The sequence below is a fragment of the Paraburkholderia caledonica genome, from assembly GCF_000383275.1.
GTDB classification, from domain to species: Bacteria; Pseudomonadota; Gammaproteobacteria; order Burkholderiales; family Burkholderiaceae; genus Paraburkholderia; species Paraburkholderia caledonica.
In genome coordinates this window covers 92,212-105,843 of the sequence record NZ_KB911048.1, presented here as the reverse complement: position 1 = coordinate 105,843, position 13,632 = coordinate 92,212, and the positions used below count along the sequence as shown (strand labels likewise).

Sequence of the window (13,632 nt, the reverse complement as noted above, 5' to 3'; positions counted from 1 at the left end):
GAAACGCTGCGTGAATGCGAAAGAAATCGCACAGGAAACGCATTGTAGAGCGGTTGTCGCCGGTGCGTAAAAAGCGTGCAGCGAATCGGCCGACGTGCGAGTTGCGCCGTCTTTCACCGTGCATCAAGCGATGCTGATAACCGTCGCCCCGCGCAATGGGGTTGCGACGAAGAAGGGTGGACGTTCAGTTGGACGTCGTGGGAAGTGCCGCCGACGTTACCGCCCTGCCTGGGCCCGCGCCGCCCGCGCTGGACGCTGGAACAGTGAACGCATCGGACCAGTTGCCGGATGCCGGGCAACCGTCGGTCGTGCGAGCGTCGCAGGAGGCCGTTCGGCCGTCCGAATTTTTGGCGGAGTCTTGAAGTGTCGCGACGCCGGCAAAATCGCCCGCACGCATGCTGACTTTTTGCGCGTAGGCTTGCGAGCCGCCGTAGCTCTTGAGCGCGGCGTTCATATCGCCGTTAGCCGAGCGCATGTAGCCGTACAGAATCGCGGAGCCGGCTTCGATATTGGCCGTCGGCTCGGTGAGATCCTTCACGTTTCTCAGAAGCCCGCGATGAGCGCTCGGCACGACCTGCATCAGCCCGGTCGCGCCGTTGGCGCCCTTGGCCTTTTCCTTGAAGCGCGACTCGATCGAGATAATCGCCAGCAGTAGCGCCGGCGGTAACGAGTATTTCGATGCTGCGGATTGCACGGCGTCGGATATCTTTGCCGCCTTCTCCTTGGCGAGACCGAATTTCTGCGTCAGATAGACGGACATGCGGTCGCCGTTCTGCTCAGCCAGCGCCGATTGGGCGAGGCCGAGCGAAAGCAGTATCAGGCAAAGTAACCGACTCATGGCATAGGTCTGAGGAAAAAGTTTGCGCATTATAACCTTGCCTTAAAAATAGGCATCGGTCGGCTAAATGCGGGCTCTTACGAGTAGACGCTGCCCGAGAGAGCCTGTGTCCCGTGGCTGTATGTGCCGGCGGTCCGATCGCACGCTGTGTGTCTAAACGCAAAAAGTGATCCGTTAGTTGCGATTGATGACGTCTGTGTGCTCCTCGTCGCACACGTTGGAACGTGAAACAGCCTCGCTTCTGCGGATTTGAGACAATGACGGTCGCCGGCGATCTTCCGTCCGCGACAATCGCAGGTTAATCGAACACGAGATGTCTTCAGCATGAGCAAGACCGCATTTATTCCCAGCGTCGCCGCAGCATCGGAGGACGATTTCGAAATATCGGCGAAGTCCAAGCTCGCGGGCTACCGGCGTTTCTACGGCGTATTGAAAGTCGTTCGAACGACCGACGGCCGTGTGCTGTTCCCGTTCGATGGCGCACCGGAGCTCGGCCCGTATCCGACGAAGCTGGAGGCGGTCGCGGCCGCGCAGGTCTACGGCGAACACATCGCGTTGTCCGACCTCGCCCGGCCGGAGTTGTGAGCGCAAGCCGGCGCTGACGAGCCTCGCGGGTCGCCATCAAGGGCAGACGCTGTGCAAACAAAAAAGCGCCGGCTATATAGCCGGCGCTTTTGTCTGGTGAGCTACCTCAATCTACAACCACAAAGCTCCGCCAACCCCTCTTACTCCACCGTCACCGACTTCGCCAGATTCCGCGGCTTATCCACGTCGGTGCCTCGCGCGCAAGCCGTGTGATACGCCAGCAACTGCAGCGGTACCACGTGCAGAATCGGCGACAACAGACCGTAGTGCTCCGGCATCCGGATTACGTGGATGCCCTCGTCGTTGACGATCTTCGTATCCGCGTCGGCGAAAACGTAGAGTTGGCCGCCACGTGCGCGCACTTCCTGGATATTCGACTTGAGCTTTTCGAGCAACGCGTCGTTTGGTGCGACAGTCACGACGGGCATTGCCTCGGTGACGAGGGCAAGCGGTCCGTGCTTCAGTTCACCAGCCGGATAAGCCTCGGCGTGAATGTAGGAAATTTCCTTCAGCTTCAACGCACCTTCGAGCGCGATCGGATAGTGCATGCCACGGCCGAGGAATAGCGCATGTTCCTTGCGCGAAAACTCTTCCGACCACGCGATGATCTGCGGCTCGAGCGCCAGCACGCTGTTCAGCGCGGCGGGCAAATGGCGAAGCTGTCGCAAGTATTCGGTCTCCTGCTCCGGGCTCACGCGCCCGCGCTGCTTCGCGAGCGTGACGGCCAGCACGAACAGCGCAACCAGTTGCGTCGTAAACGCCTTGGTCGACGCAACGCCGATCTCGCGGCCCGCATGCGTGAGAAACGCCAATTCGGTTTGGCGCACCATCGCGCTGGTGCCGACGTTGCACACGGCGAGCGTATGCCGATGACCAAGCGCCTGCGCATGCTTGAGCGCTGCAAGCGTGTCAGCGGTTTCGCCGGACTGCGATATCACGACCACGAGCGACCTGGGATTAGGCACCGACTCGCGGTAGCGATACTCGCTGGCGATTTCCACCTGCGTCGGGATCTTGGCGATCGACTCGAGCCAGTATTTCGCGGTGAGCCCCGAGTAGTAGCTCGTGCCGCACGCGAGAATCAGCAGATTGTCGATATCCGCGAACACGTTCCCGGCACTTTCGCCGAACAGCGAGGCTTCGAACGAATCCGATTGCGGGATCGTGTCGGAGATCGCGCGCGGCTGCTCGAAGATCTCCTTTTGCATGAAGTGACGGTACGGGCCAAGTTCCACCGCGCCGCCGTATGCCGCGACCTGACGCACCTCGCGGCGCACTTCGTTGCCCTCGCGGTCGGCAATACGCACGCCCTCGAGCGTCAATTCGCAGACATCGCCTTCTTCCAGAAAAATGAAGCGCTCCGTGCTGCCCGCGAGCGCAAGCGCGTCGGACGCAAGGAAGTTCTCACCGTCGCCGAGTCCCACCACGAGCGGCGAGCCCTGCCGCGCGCCCACCACGGTATGCGGCTGGTCTTTATGCAGCACCGCGATCGCATAGGCGCCGTGCAGTTGCGCGACCGCCTCGCGCACAGCCGCAAACAGATCGCCCCGATAAAGGCTGTGAATCAGATGCGCGATAACCTCTGTATCGGTCTGCGAGACGAACGTGTAACCCTTGTCACGCAACGTTTCGCGCAGCGATTCGTAGTTTTCGATGATGCCGTTGTGTACCAACGCGAGCGCATCTTTCGAAAAGATCGGGTGAGCGTTGTCGGTGACCGGCGCGCCATGCGTAGCCCAGCGCGTATGGGCAATACCAGTGATGCCGCCCAAGTGGCTGTCGCGTACCTGATCGTCGAGATCGGCGACGCGCGCCACGCTGCGAGCGCGCGCAGGGCCGCCTTCACCCAGCACGGCAACGCCGCAGGAGTCGTAGCCGCGATATTCGAGGCGCCGCAGTCCTTCGATCAGGACGGGGACGATATTACGTTGCGCTGCCGCGCCAACAATGCCGCACATGGTCTGTTCCTCGTTCAGTGCTGGAAGCTTGCAGGGCGCACGTCGCCCCGCGGCCGTTCCATCAACTCTTCTTTTTAGTCGGGCGTACGTAGCCCGTCTTGCTGGTTTGCGTCTTGTCGTTCAGGACCAGCGAGTCTGCCTCGACGTCCTTCCAGACCGTGGTGCCCGCCGCGATCGTCGCACCCCGCTTCACACGCACCGGCGCAACCAGTTGCGTGTCTGAACCGACGAAAACGTCGTCTTCGATGATCGTGCGGGATTTGTTCGCGCCGTCGTAATTGCACGTGATGGTGCCCGCGCCGATGTTCACTCGCGCGCCGATATCCGAGTCGCCGATATACGTGAGGTGGTTGGCTTTCGAGCCACGGCCGAGCACCGCGTTTTTCACCTCGACGAAATTGCCGACATGCGATTCGTCGTGCAACGACGCGCCCGGGCGCAACCGCGCATAAGGCCCGAGCACGACATTCGCGCCGACTTCCGCGCCTTCGATATGCGTGAACGCATCGACCCGCGTACCCGCGCCGATGGTCGCGTTGCGGATCACGCAGTTCGGCCCGACCGTCACGTTATCAGCCAGCGTTACGCGGCCTTCGAATACGCAGTTCACGTCGATCGACACGTCGCGGCCGCACTCCAGCGTGCCGCGCACGTCCACGCGCGCCGGATCGGCAAGCGTCACACCGGACACGAGCAGTGCGTCAGCCACGTTGCGTTGATGAATCCGCTCCAGCTCGGCAAGCTGCTGCTTGCTGTTCACGCCCAAGGTTTCCCATTCGTCCAGAGGCTGCGTGGTGACGACTTCGAGGCCCGCTTCAATTGCCATTTCGACCGCGTCGGTCAGATAGAACTCGCCTTGCGCGTTGTCGTTCTTCAACGCGGCCAGCCAGCCCGCAAGACGCTCGGTGGGCGCAACGATAATGCCGGTGTTGATCTCGGCAATCAGAAGCTGGTCGGCGTTCGCGTCTTTCTGCTCGACGATGCGGGACACCTTGCCCTGCGAATCGCGCACGATGCGGCCGTAGCCGCTCGGGTCGGCAAGCGTCACGGTGAGGACGCCGTAGCCATGCTGCCCTGCGCGTTCTACCAGCGCCCGCAGCGTGTTTGCACGCGTGAGCGGCACGTCGCCGTAGAGCACGAGCGTGGGCACGGACGGATCGAGTAGCGGCAAAGCCTGTTGCACCGCGTGGCCCGTTCCGAGTTGCTGTTCCTGCACGGCGAACTGCACGTCGGGCGCGGCAACGGTTTCGCGGACCAGGTCCGCGCCGTGACCGATCACCACGACGAGCCGCGTGGGCTTCAGTGTACGTGCAGTCTCGATGACATGAGCGAGAAGCGGCCGGCCGGCCAGGGGATGGAGCACCTTGGGAAGCGCGGACCGCATGCGCTTACCGGTGCCTGCCGCCAAAATCACGATGTTCATGGCGTCGGCATATAGACGGAGTTTGGAGCCGTCGATTCTATCATGCACGCACTTGTCAAAATGACCGCGAAAGCGGCCATTTTGCGAGCGAAAGGCCGCACGCAGACGCCATTTTTGCGAGCGTTCGAATCAAAGATCGTCGAACTGGACGATCGAGATCGGCCGCGCGGCGCCAAGCGGCGCGCCGTTATCGGCGTCGGTCGAGCAAGGTTCTTCGTCGAATGCGATGTCGCCTTGCAGATCGGCCTCGCCGGTCGCGCGCAGGCCCGCGAACGGAAACAGCTTGTGATCCATCAAGTGCGACGGCACGACATTCGACAACGCGTTAAACATATTCTCGATGCGCCCAGGAAAGCGCTTTTCCCAATCGCGAATCAGCGCCTTCATCTCCGCACGTTTCAGATTCGGCTGGCTGCCGCACAGATTGCACGGAATGATCGGGAATTCACGCAATTCCGCATACTTTTCCAGATCGGTTTCCTTCACGTAGGCGAGCGGACGGATCACGATGTTCTTGCCATCGTCCGATTGCAGCTTGGGCGGCATGCCCTTCAGCTTGCCGCCGTAGAACATGTTCAGCAGCAACGTTTGCAGAATGTCGTCGCGATGATGGCCGAGCGCGATCTTGGTCGCGCCTAGTTCGCCCGCCACACGATAGAGAATGCCGCGCCGCAGTCGCGAACACAGCGAGCAGGTGGTCTTGCCCTCCGGCACGAGCCGCTTGACGATGCTGTACGTGTCCTGATTCTCGATGTGAAACGGTATGTCGAGCTGCTTCAGATACTCGGGCAACACGTGCTCGGGAAAGCCAGGCTGCTTCTGGTCCAGATTCACCGCAACGATGTCGAAGTTGATCGGCGCGCGCTCGCGCAGCCGCATCAGCACGTCGAGCATCGCATAGCTGTCCTTGCCGCCCGACAGGCAGACCATCACCTTGTCGCCGTCCTCGATCATGTTGAAGTCGCCGATCGCCTCGCCGACCTGGCGCGCAAGCCGCTTGAAGAGCTTGTTGTTCTCGTACGCTTCCTTCTGCTCGCGGCGCGTGAGCGGCGACTTCTGACGGGTCGCGGGCGTGGTGTCGTCAATGATTTCCGGAGCATTCATGGCTCAATCCTCTTTGATGCGGAACACTTCGACGCCCACCGCGTCGCAGTCGGGATAAACATCCGGTTTTTCTGTCGAAACGCGCGCGGCCCGCACTTGCGGATGCTCGAGCATGGCCTTGACGAGGTCGTCGCACAGCGTTTCCTGCAAGTGAATGTGGCCTTGCTCGACGCGGCGCGAAATGGTCGAACGCATGAAGTCGTAGTCGACCACTTCATCCAGCTTGTCCTGCACCGGCGTGGAAAGCGCGAGCGGCACGAACAGTTCGACGTTGATGACGACGCGCTGTTCGCCGCGCTTCTCGAAGTCGTGCACGCCAATGTTGATGTGCACTTCGTAATTGCGCAGAAAGAGCCGGCGGCAGTCGGCGAGCCGGGGATGCGAAAGAGCGGCAAACATGTTCGTTCCAGTCCAAAAGAGCGTGGGGGCACGCAAAGGGCGGTTCAGGCGCCCATTAGAAACCCATTAAAAACCCGTTAGAAACATCACGTCGCGCGGCAGCGGCACGAGGTGCTGCCCGCCGTCGACCACCAGCGTCGTTCCTGTGACGCCGGTTGCGTCTGCGAGATACAGTGCGGCGGCCACAATATCCTCCGGCCGCGACGCACGGCCCAAAGGCGTAACCCGGTGAGCGGCCGCGAAGCTCTCCGCCGTTTGATCGGCGGATTGCATCGTCAGACCAGGCGCGAGTCCGACTACACGCACTTTCGGCGCCAACGCCTGCGCGAGCGCGATCGTGGCTGTCTGCAATGCCGCCTTCGACAGCGTATACGACAGGTAGTCCGGATTCATGTTGTACAGCTTCTGGTCCAGCACATTGATCACGACACTGCGCTGCGTTTCGTCGGCATGCGCGGCTTGCGGCGTCGCGTCGAACAGCATGCGAGCCAGCACGAGCGGCGCGCCGAGGTTGATCGCGGTCAGCTTCAGCAGCAGTTCGTAGCCGACGTTGCGAGGCGTGTCTTCCTCGAAACTCGACGCATTGTTGACGATGCAAACCGGCCGGCCGAGCGCCGCGGTGCAGGCCGGCAACAGGGCCGCGACCTGAGCCTCGTCGCTCAGTTCCGCATGCAAGGCCACCGCGCGGCGGCCCATGCGTGCGATTTCGGCGACCACTTCTTCAGCTTCCCCGCGCGACGCGCCGTAATGGACGGCGACGTCCCAGCCCCGCGCGGCAAAGCCGAGCGCGAGCGAACGTCCGATGCGGCGCGCGGCGCCGGTAATCAGGACGACACGCGGCGTTTCGGGCTCGCGGGCGGCGGCGGTGTCGATAGAAGCGGTCATTTACAATGCGGGAATGAATCCGAAAGCTCACCAACCCGATAGTTTACCTGCTCCCGGCCCGAGCGCGCTCGCGCAGTCCGAAGCGCTCGTCGCGCTCATTCGAGCGGAGCTTGAAGAGGCCGGCGGCTGGTTGCCGTTCGATCGCTATATGGAGCGCGCGCTGTACGCGCCCGGACTCGGCTACTACAGCGGCGGCGCCCGCAAGTTCGGCTTGCGCGGCGACGACGGCAGCGACTTCGTCACGGCACCCGAACTGTCGCCGCTCTTCGCGACCACGCTGGCGCGTCCCGTCGCCGAAGCGCTGCATGCAAGCGGTACGCGCAACGTGATGGAGTTCGGCGCCGGCACCGGCAAACTCGCGGCCGGTTTGCTGAACGCGCTCGCCGCGCTCGGCGCTGAATTCGACAGCTATTCGATCGTCGATCTGTCAGGAGAATTGCGTGAGCGTCAGCGTGAAACCATCGAAGCCGCCGCGCCTTTACTCGCGGGCAAAGTGCGCTGGCTAGACGCACTGCCGGAGCGCTTCGAGGGCGTGGTGATCGGCAATGAAGTGTTGGACGCGATGCCGGTGCGGCTTTTTGCTTCCGTCGACGGCGCCTGGCGCGAACGCGGCGTTGCATGGCGCGACGGGTGGTTCGCATTCGAAGACCGCCCGGTTTCCGCATCCGCCGATATGGCATTGCTGTCCGAAATCGACACGACCGGCGGCGACTACCTCGCCGAAACGCACGACGCCGCACGCGCCTTCACGCGCACCATCTGCACGATGCTCACACGCGGCGCGGCGTTTTTCATCGACTACGGTTTCCCGCGTCACGAGTACTACCATGCGCAGCGCGCGCAGGGCACGCTGATGTGCCACTACCGGCATCGCGCGCATGGCGATCCATTTGTCTATCCTGGCTTGCAGGACATCACCGCGCACGTGGAATTCACGGGTATCGCCGAAGCCGGCGTTGAAACCGGAGCCGATCTGCTGGGCTTCACGTCGCATGCCCGCTTTCTGCTCAACGCGGGCATTACGGATGCGTTGTCCGAAATCGATCCCGCCGACACAGCGCGCTTTTTGCCTGCGGCGAACGCGGTGCAGAAGCTGTTGTCGGAGGCCGAGATGGGCGAGCTATTCAAGGTGATCGCGTTCTCGCGCGGACTGGAAGACACGCTGCAGGCGTTTTCCAGCGGCGACCGGTCGCACACGCTGTAATGCCGGGGTACCCGCAATGATCCGCTGGCTGTTGACTACTTTCGTTGCCCTCGCGGTGCTGTCGGCTTGCTGGCCGTGGCTTCGAAAGCTCGGCATTGGACGAATGCCCGGCGACGTCAGCGTGCGTCTGTTCGGACGCGAATATCACTTTCCGTTTATGTCGACGTTGTTGCTGTCGATGTTGCTGTCGCTTATCGCGAGGCTCCTGTAAAGCCGCCGCGCGGTTGATCACTACAGCGATAGCTCGGCAAGCTCTTTCACGAAAACCGTCGGTGCACTAACCCGCCGTTTCGCTCACTCGAGCGCCGCGGCCACAGCACGCACGCGCTCCTGATGCACGGCGTCCTTGATGCCGGCTGGCGTATCGGCGAGCCTTTTGGCGACGGCGCCTGCATCCACGCCCCGCGCTGCGACGAGCGCGACTCGCAGACGCTCCGCCTGCGGATACTCCCTTGCTTCGAAACCGAGGCGGCCGCGCGCGTCCGCCTCGCAAGCCTGCAGTGCTTCTGCGAAACGCGAAGGCTTCCGTATCGCGTCGCAGCGCTCGAGCAGCCTCACGAGCGCAGCGGCGCCCATTTCCGTCACGCGATGAATGTTGCCGTGCTCGCGCGCCACCAGCACCGCGAGGTCGCGACATTCGTTCGGAACACGTAAGCGCTCGCACAGAGGTTTGAGCAGATCCACGCTGCGTCCTTCGTGGCCGATATGCCGCGGCAGAATATCTTCGGGCGTGGTGGCTTTGCCGAGGTCATGCGTGAGCGCCGCAAACCGCACGGGCAGCGCATAACCCTGCTGCGCGGCGTGGTCGAGCACCATCATTACGTGCACGCCCGTATCGACCTCCGGGTGATAGTCGGCGCGCTGCGGCACGCCGAACAGCGCGTCGATCTCCGGCAGAATCCGCGCCAATGCGCCGCAATCGCGCAGTACCTCGAACATGCGCGACGGCTTCTTCTCCATCAAACCGCGCGACACCTCCTGCCATACGCGTTCGGCGACGAGCGCGTCCACTTCGCCGTCCGCCACCATCTTTCGCATCAGCGCGAGCGTCTCAGGCGCGACGGTGAAATCGGCGAAACGCGCGGCGAAGCGCGCAATCCGCAAGATGCGCACCGGATCTTCGAGAAACGCATCGCTGACGTGTCGGAAGAGCTTTGCCTCCAAGTCGCGCTGACCGCCGAACGGATCAATCACCGGGCCTGTGAGTTCGCCTCCCGGACGCACCTCGCGAGCCATTGCGTTGATCGTCAGGTCGCGGCGCGCCAGGTCTTCTTCGAGCGTCACGTCGGGCGCGTAGAAGAACTGGAAGCCGTGATAGCCCGCCGCGGTTTTTCGCTCTGTACGCGCGAGCGCGTACTCCTCGTGCGTCTGCGGATGCAGGAACACGGGGAAGTCCTTGCCGACCGGACGGTAGCCCTGCGCGACCATCTGCTCGGGTGTTGCGCCGACCACCACGTAATCGCGATCCTGAACCGGCACGCCCAGCAATTCGTCGCGAATGGCGCCGCCCACTGCATAGATATTCATCGGCATTCGTCTAGATACGCAACGGCGTGCGTCTCGCAGAACGCGTCGTCGATCCAGGCTTTCACGGCGGGCACGGCCATGACCCGTCGCATATACGCCGACGACGTCTCGGACAACGCCGGTTGCCACGTGTTGAAGCGCATGACCACCGGCGCGTACATTGCGTCAGCGATGGTGAACTCGCCGAACAGGAAAGGACCGCCATATGTGTCCAGACAGTCGCGCCAGATCGCCTCGATACGCGCGATGTCGGCCAGCACACCCGGCGTTGCGTTCTTGCCGGGGAACGACGCGCGAATGTTCATCCACATATGCGAGCGCAATTCTCCGAAACCAGAATGCATCTCGGCGCTCACGCTGCGGGCATGGGCACGCGCCGCCGGGTCGCGCGGCCACAACGCGTGCTGAGGAAAGCGCTCAGCCAGCGTCTCGGCAATTGCCAGAGAATCCCAGATGGCAAGGCCCGTATCGTCGATCAGACAGGGAATCTTGCCGGGGCCCTTCGGCGCATGAGCCAGCACGGCAGCGTTGGTGCCGGGCTGGTCCAGATGAATCAGGATTTCGTCGAACGCAATCCCAAAATGCTTGAACAGCAGCCACGGACGCATCGACCACGACGAATAGTTCTTGTCACCAATAAGCAGCTTCATGCGGGTTCGTATGAGGAAGAAATTAAGAAGGTTCAGCGGCCCGCGCTCGCGCGAAACGCGTCGAAACGCGAGCGTGCCGACGCCCCGCTCAGATAGACCGGCGCGATGGTTTCGAGGCTGGCCGGCTCGAGACCAAGCTCGGGTGCCAGCGGCCGGGTCAGCACGTTATCGACTTTCATCGAGTCGAGATTGTCGCGTGTGAGGACAGGTTCACCGGGTGCCATTTCGAAGGTCATTGCCTGCATGCGAGCCAGCATTTCCGGCAAACGGATGATGCTCGCGTGCCTGCCGATCACATCGCCGCAATATTTGACGAGCTCTTCGAGCGAATAGACGCTCGGGCCTCCAAGCTCGTAGGTTTTGCCGCTGGCCGCATCGAGATCGAGCACGTTCACGATCGCCTTCGCGACGTCGCCGACATAGACAGGCTGAAACTTCGCGTCCGGCATTGCGAGCGGAATCACCGGGAAAATGCGCTGCAAGAAAGCGAACTTGTTGAGAAACTGGTCTTCCGGACCGAACACGACGGATGGCCGAAAAATCGTCCACGCAAGATTCGACGCGTGCACGGCTTTCTCGCCGTCGCCCTTCGAGCGCGCGTACATGCTCGGGCCGTTCGAGTCGGCGCCCAGCGCGCTCAGATGAATTAGCCGATGCACGCCCTTGCCTTCGCAAGCCGCCGCAATTCTGGTCGGCAGCTCGACGTGAGCGCGCGCGAATTCCGGACCGTACGGTGTGCGTCGCTTGCCGTGCAGCGTGCCGACGAGATTAATCACACAGTCGGTTTCCTCGACGAAGCGAGCGAGTTGAACTGGATCGAAGACGTCGGTCTCGATCACGTCGATAGGAAGCAGCGTGAGGTGGCGAGCGTTATAGCGTCGCCGTGTGGCGATGCGCACGTCTTTGCCCATTTCAACGAGGGCGTTGACGAGATGGCTTCCGATGAAACCGGAACCGCCAATGATCGCAATGGCTTTGTGTCGCATTTTCGACTCCCTGGTGGAAGCCGCGGCAACGGCTGGCGTGGCGCACCGCTACCTCGCACCGAGGCAGCGGCGGCACGGCGCTTACGGTGCGATGTAACCCAGACGCGCCTTCAGCGATTGCGGACGGCCTTCGAACAATGCCGCGTAGTAGACCGTGTTGGACAACACATTCTTCACATAGTCACGCGTTTCCTGGAAGGGAATCGCTTCGGCGAAGATCGCGCCTTCAACCGGATGCTGCAACGTCTGCCGCCAGTTACGCGGACGGCCCGGCCCGGCGTTGTAACCCGCGGTGGCCAGCACGGCGGAACCATCGAACTGATTGTAGATCATCGACAGGTAGTTCGTGCCCAGCAGGATGTTGGTGTTGATGTCGTTCATCTGCTCGCGCGAAATCGGGCCGAGGCCAATCTTCTTTGCGACGAGTTGCGCGGTGCCGGGCATCAGCTGCATCAAACCGCCCGCGCCGACTTCGGAACGCGCGTTAATGATGAAGCGCGATTCCTGGCGAATCAGCCCGTACGCCCATTCAACGTCGAGGCCGCTCGACTGCGCATCCCGTTCGACGATATCGCGGAACGGCGACAAATAACGCAGCGAGAAATCGTGTTCGGTTTTCGTGCGGTCGGCGGTGTTGACGGTTCGGTCATACAACTGGATACGGCGCGCGTATTCGGCGGCGGCAAGCAGCTGACGGTCGCTCATGGTGCGCAGCGGCCAGTTCCACTCGCGATTGCCTTCGAGCCGCAAGTTCAGCGCGTAGAAGCGCTGCGCCAGATCGAAACCAGGCGTGTTGCCGGCCTGCTGGACTTCGGAATCGGTCACCATGGTTTTAGGCGGCACCGAAATCTTCTGCCCGAGTTCTTCAGCGGCCAGTTGCCCGTAGAAGTTGAAACCCTGCGAGATCGACTCGAATTCCTGGTTGGCCGTGGTCGTGTCGCCAGCCTGCTTGAGCGCACGGGCATGCCAATAAACCCACGACGGCTGATTGCGCAGCGCCACCGGCATCTGCTCGATCGACCAGCGCACCATGTTCCAGTCTCCGGCGAGGAGCGCGGTGCGCGTGCGCCATTCATACGCGGGATTCGAGAGCGGCGCGTTTGCCGACAGCCTGTACCAGTCGGTTGCGCTCGGCATCTGTTTGGCCGCCGCCTGATAGGCAATGGTGCCCCAGCCGATCGCGCGTTCGGGCGAATTCAGCGACGGCGCGACAGACGCGAACGTGGCAGCAGCCATGGCCGGATCGTTGCGGGCCATTCGCGTGATGGCGAGCAACGCGAGTTGATGCGATTGCGCATCGGGACTGACACCGCGCGCGAGCAACAACGGCGGCGTACTGGTAGCCTGGCCGAACAGCACCGGATCGGGCGCCTGGTCGCCCAGCGCGTCGACCAGCTTGCTGCCGGTATTCGGATAGTTCTGTTCGTAAGCGAGACGGATCTGTTGCCAGATGTCGTCGGTGCTGAACTGCTTGTTCACGCCGAGCACCGTGATCAGATCGACGCAGCCGTCGCCGTACCATTTCGGATCGACGAGCAGAGCACGCGCCGCGTCCGCGACATTCTCGCCGCGCGACGCACGCGATTCGAGCGCGTAGCACTTGACCTGCGTATCGTCGTTCAGCACGAAGCGCGCATATTGCTGGTCGAAGTTGCGCCAATCGTGGCGCGTGCCGAGCACCGTGAGGTAGTCGTTGCGCATGCGGTCGGCGATCGCCTGGCCGTCGTACTTCTGCAGGAACGCGAGCACCGGCGCGTCTGGCGCGTCGACGCGCGCATGGCCGCCGGAATCGAAGAGCTGCGGCTTGATCTGGAAGTACTCCAGATACGAAGGCGCCGGATAGCTCGGGATCATGCTCGCCAACTGCACCGCACGAGCCGCGTCGTTATTGCGGGCGGCCTCGCGCAACTGGACGAAAATCTGATCGTCGTTGGTGAACTGCGAAATGGGAAGAGGCTTGACGGCTGATGCCGTGCTACATGCGACGAGCGCCGCTGCGGCTAACGCCATGCCTGCCGCGCGATATACTCGATAAAGACTTTTTGACATCGTTGTTTCTGGAGCGCGAATTGA

13 protein-coding genes are annotated in these 13,632 nt (G+C 62.3%); 3 read left to right on the top strand and 10 right to left on the bottom strand.

All coding sequences use genetic code 11. The annotated features are described in order from the left end of the window. Positions 1 to 184: 184 nt before the first annotated feature. Positions 185 to 838 (bottom strand): lytic transglycosylase domain-containing protein, encoded by a 654-nt coding sequence (locus H281_RS0129945; RefSeq protein WP_027805062.1) that lies wholly within the window; start codon positions 836 to 838, stop codon positions 185 to 187. A gap of 324 nt (positions 839 to 1,162) precedes the next feature. On the opposite strand from H281_RS0129945, the gene H281_RS0129940 reads away from it, so the two are divergent. Continuing rightward, positions 1,163 to 1,423, top strand: a complete 261-nt coding sequence (locus H281_RS0129940) for a DUF6723 family protein (RefSeq protein ID WP_020070808.1) — start codon at positions 1,163 to 1,165, stop codon at positions 1,421 to 1,423. 140 nt (positions 1,424 to 1,563) lie between these two features. Here the strand turns inward: H281_RS0129940 and glmS are convergent, their stop codons facing one another. From glmS to H281_RS0129915, 5 genes are all read right to left on the bottom strand, one after another. Further along, positions 1,564 to 3,381, bottom strand: coding sequence for a glutamine--fructose-6-phosphate transaminase (isomerizing) (gene glmS / locus H281_RS0129935; protein WP_020070807.1), 1,818 nt, complete (start codon positions 3,379 to 3,381; stop codon positions 1,564 to 1,566). Positions 3,382 to 3,442: 61 nt separating this feature from the next. Beyond that, positions 3,443 to 4,804, bottom strand: a complete 1,362-nt coding sequence (gene glmU, locus H281_RS0129930) for a bifunctional UDP-N-acetylglucosamine diphosphorylase/glucosamine-1-phosphate N-acetyltransferase GlmU (protein ID WP_020070806.1) — start codon at positions 4,802 to 4,804, stop codon at positions 3,443 to 3,445. A gap of 129 nt (positions 4,805 to 4,933) precedes the next feature. Then, positions 4,934 to 5,908, bottom strand: a complete 975-nt coding sequence (gene ttcA / locus H281_RS0129925; RefSeq protein WP_020070805.1) for a tRNA 2-thiocytidine(32) synthetase TtcA — start codon at positions 5,906 to 5,908, stop codon at positions 4,934 to 4,936. A gap of 3 nt (positions 5,909 to 5,911) precedes the next feature. Next, positions 5,912 to 6,307: a dihydroneopterin aldolase gene (locus H281_RS0129920; RefSeq protein WP_020070804.1), complete on the bottom strand. Its 396-nt coding sequence runs from the start codon at positions 6,305 to 6,307 to the stop codon at positions 5,912 to 5,914. Positions 6,308 to 6,373: 66 nt separating this feature from the next. Then, positions 6,374 to 7,192: an SDR family oxidoreductase gene (locus tag H281_RS0129915; protein WP_020070803.1), complete on the bottom strand. Its 819-nt coding sequence runs from the start codon at positions 7,190 to 7,192 to the stop codon at positions 6,374 to 6,376. 13 nt (positions 7,193 to 7,205) lie between these two features. Between H281_RS0129915 and H281_RS0129910 the strand changes: the two genes are divergently transcribed. Together H281_RS0129910 and H281_RS0129905 are read left to right on the top strand one after the other, a co-directional pair. Then, complete coding sequence (locus H281_RS0129910; protein WP_020070802.1) at positions 7,206 to 8,396, top strand: class I SAM-dependent methyltransferase; 1,191 nt, start codon at positions 7,206 to 7,208, stop codon at positions 8,394 to 8,396. Between the two features lie 16 nt (positions 8,397 to 8,412). Continuing rightward, positions 8,413 to 8,607 (top strand): DUF2905 domain-containing protein, encoded by a 195-nt coding sequence (locus tag H281_RS0129905; protein WP_020070801.1) that lies wholly within the window; start codon positions 8,413 to 8,415, stop codon positions 8,605 to 8,607. Between the two features lie 83 nt (positions 8,608 to 8,690). Here the strand turns inward: H281_RS0129905 and H281_RS0129900 are convergent, their stop codons facing one another. The 4 genes from H281_RS0129900 to H281_RS0129885 all read right to left on the bottom strand — a co-directional run bounded on the left by H281_RS0129900 (position 8,691) and on the right by H281_RS0129885 (position 13,608). Then, on the bottom strand, positions 8,691 to 9,923 hold the full coding sequence (locus H281_RS0129900; RefSeq protein WP_020070800.1) for a multifunctional CCA addition/repair protein: 1,233 nt from the start codon (positions 9,921 to 9,923) through the stop codon (positions 8,691 to 8,693). After that, entirely contained in the window at positions 9,920 to 10,573 is a 654-nt protein-coding gene (locus H281_RS0129895) for a glutathione S-transferase family protein (protein ID WP_020070799.1), read from the bottom strand. The genes H281_RS0129900 and H281_RS0129895 overlap by 4 nt, the downstream gene beginning before the upstream one ends. Positions 10,574 to 10,605: 32 nt before the next feature. Then, positions 10,606 to 11,559, bottom strand: coding sequence for a complex I NDUFA9 subunit family protein (locus H281_RS0129890; protein WP_020070798.1), 954 nt, complete (start codon positions 11,557 to 11,559; stop codon positions 10,606 to 10,608). Between the two features lie 81 nt (positions 11,560 to 11,640). Continuing rightward, positions 11,641 to 13,608, bottom strand: coding sequence for a lytic transglycosylase domain-containing protein (locus H281_RS0129885; RefSeq protein ID WP_027805061.1), 1,968 nt, complete (start codon positions 13,606 to 13,608; stop codon positions 11,641 to 11,643). Positions 13,609 to 13,632 lie beyond the last annotated feature (24 nt).

Excerpts from the sequence above, each read along its gene's own strand:
- H281_RS0129940 (WP_020070808.1), top strand. The coding sequence starts at position 1,163 with ATGAGCAAGACCGCATTTATTCCCAGCGTCGCCGCAGCATCGGAGGAC.
- H281_RS0129890 (WP_020070798.1), bottom strand. The coding sequence starts at position 11,559 with ATGCGACACAAAGCCATTGCGATCATTGGCGGTTCCGGTTTCATCGGA.
- glmS (WP_020070807.1), bottom strand. The coding sequence starts at position 3,381 with ATGTGCGGCATTGTTGGCGCGGCAGCGCAACGTAATATCGTCCCCGTC.
- H281_RS0129920 (WP_020070804.1), bottom strand. The coding sequence starts at position 6,307 with ATGTTTGCCGCTCTTTCGCATCCCCGGCTCGCCGACTGCCGCCGGCTC.
- H281_RS0129895 (WP_020070799.1), bottom strand. The coding sequence starts at position 10,573 with ATGAAGCTGCTTATTGGTGACAAGAACTATTCGTCGTGGTCGATGCGT.
- glmU (WP_020070806.1), bottom strand. The coding sequence starts at position 4,804 with ATGAACATCGTGATTTTGGCGGCAGGCACCGGTAAGCGCATGCGGTCC.
- H281_RS0129885 (WP_027805061.1), bottom strand. The coding sequence starts at position 13,608 with ATGTCAAAAAGTCTTTATCGAGTATATCGCGCGGCAGGCATGGCGTTA.
- H281_RS0129905 (WP_020070801.1), top strand. The coding sequence starts at position 8,413 with ATGATCCGCTGGCTGTTGACTACTTTCGTTGCCCTCGCGGTGCTGTCG.
- H281_RS0129900 (WP_020070800.1), bottom strand. The coding sequence starts at position 9,923 with ATGAATATCTATGCAGTGGGCGGCGCCATTCGCGACGAATTGCTGGGC.
- ttcA (WP_020070805.1), bottom strand. The coding sequence starts at position 5,908 with ATGAATGCTCCGGAAATCATTGACGACACCACGCCCGCGACCCGTCAG.
- H281_RS0129910 (WP_020070802.1), top strand. The coding sequence starts at position 7,206 with ATGAATCCGAAAGCTCACCAACCCGATAGTTTACCTGCTCCCGGCCCG.
- H281_RS0129915 (WP_020070803.1), bottom strand. The coding sequence starts at position 7,192 with ATGACCGCTTCTATCGACACCGCCGCCGCCCGCGAGCCCGAAACGCCG.
- H281_RS0129945 (WP_027805062.1), bottom strand. The coding sequence starts at position 838 with ATGAGTCGGTTACTTTGCCTGATACTGCTTTCGCTCGGCCTCGCCCAA.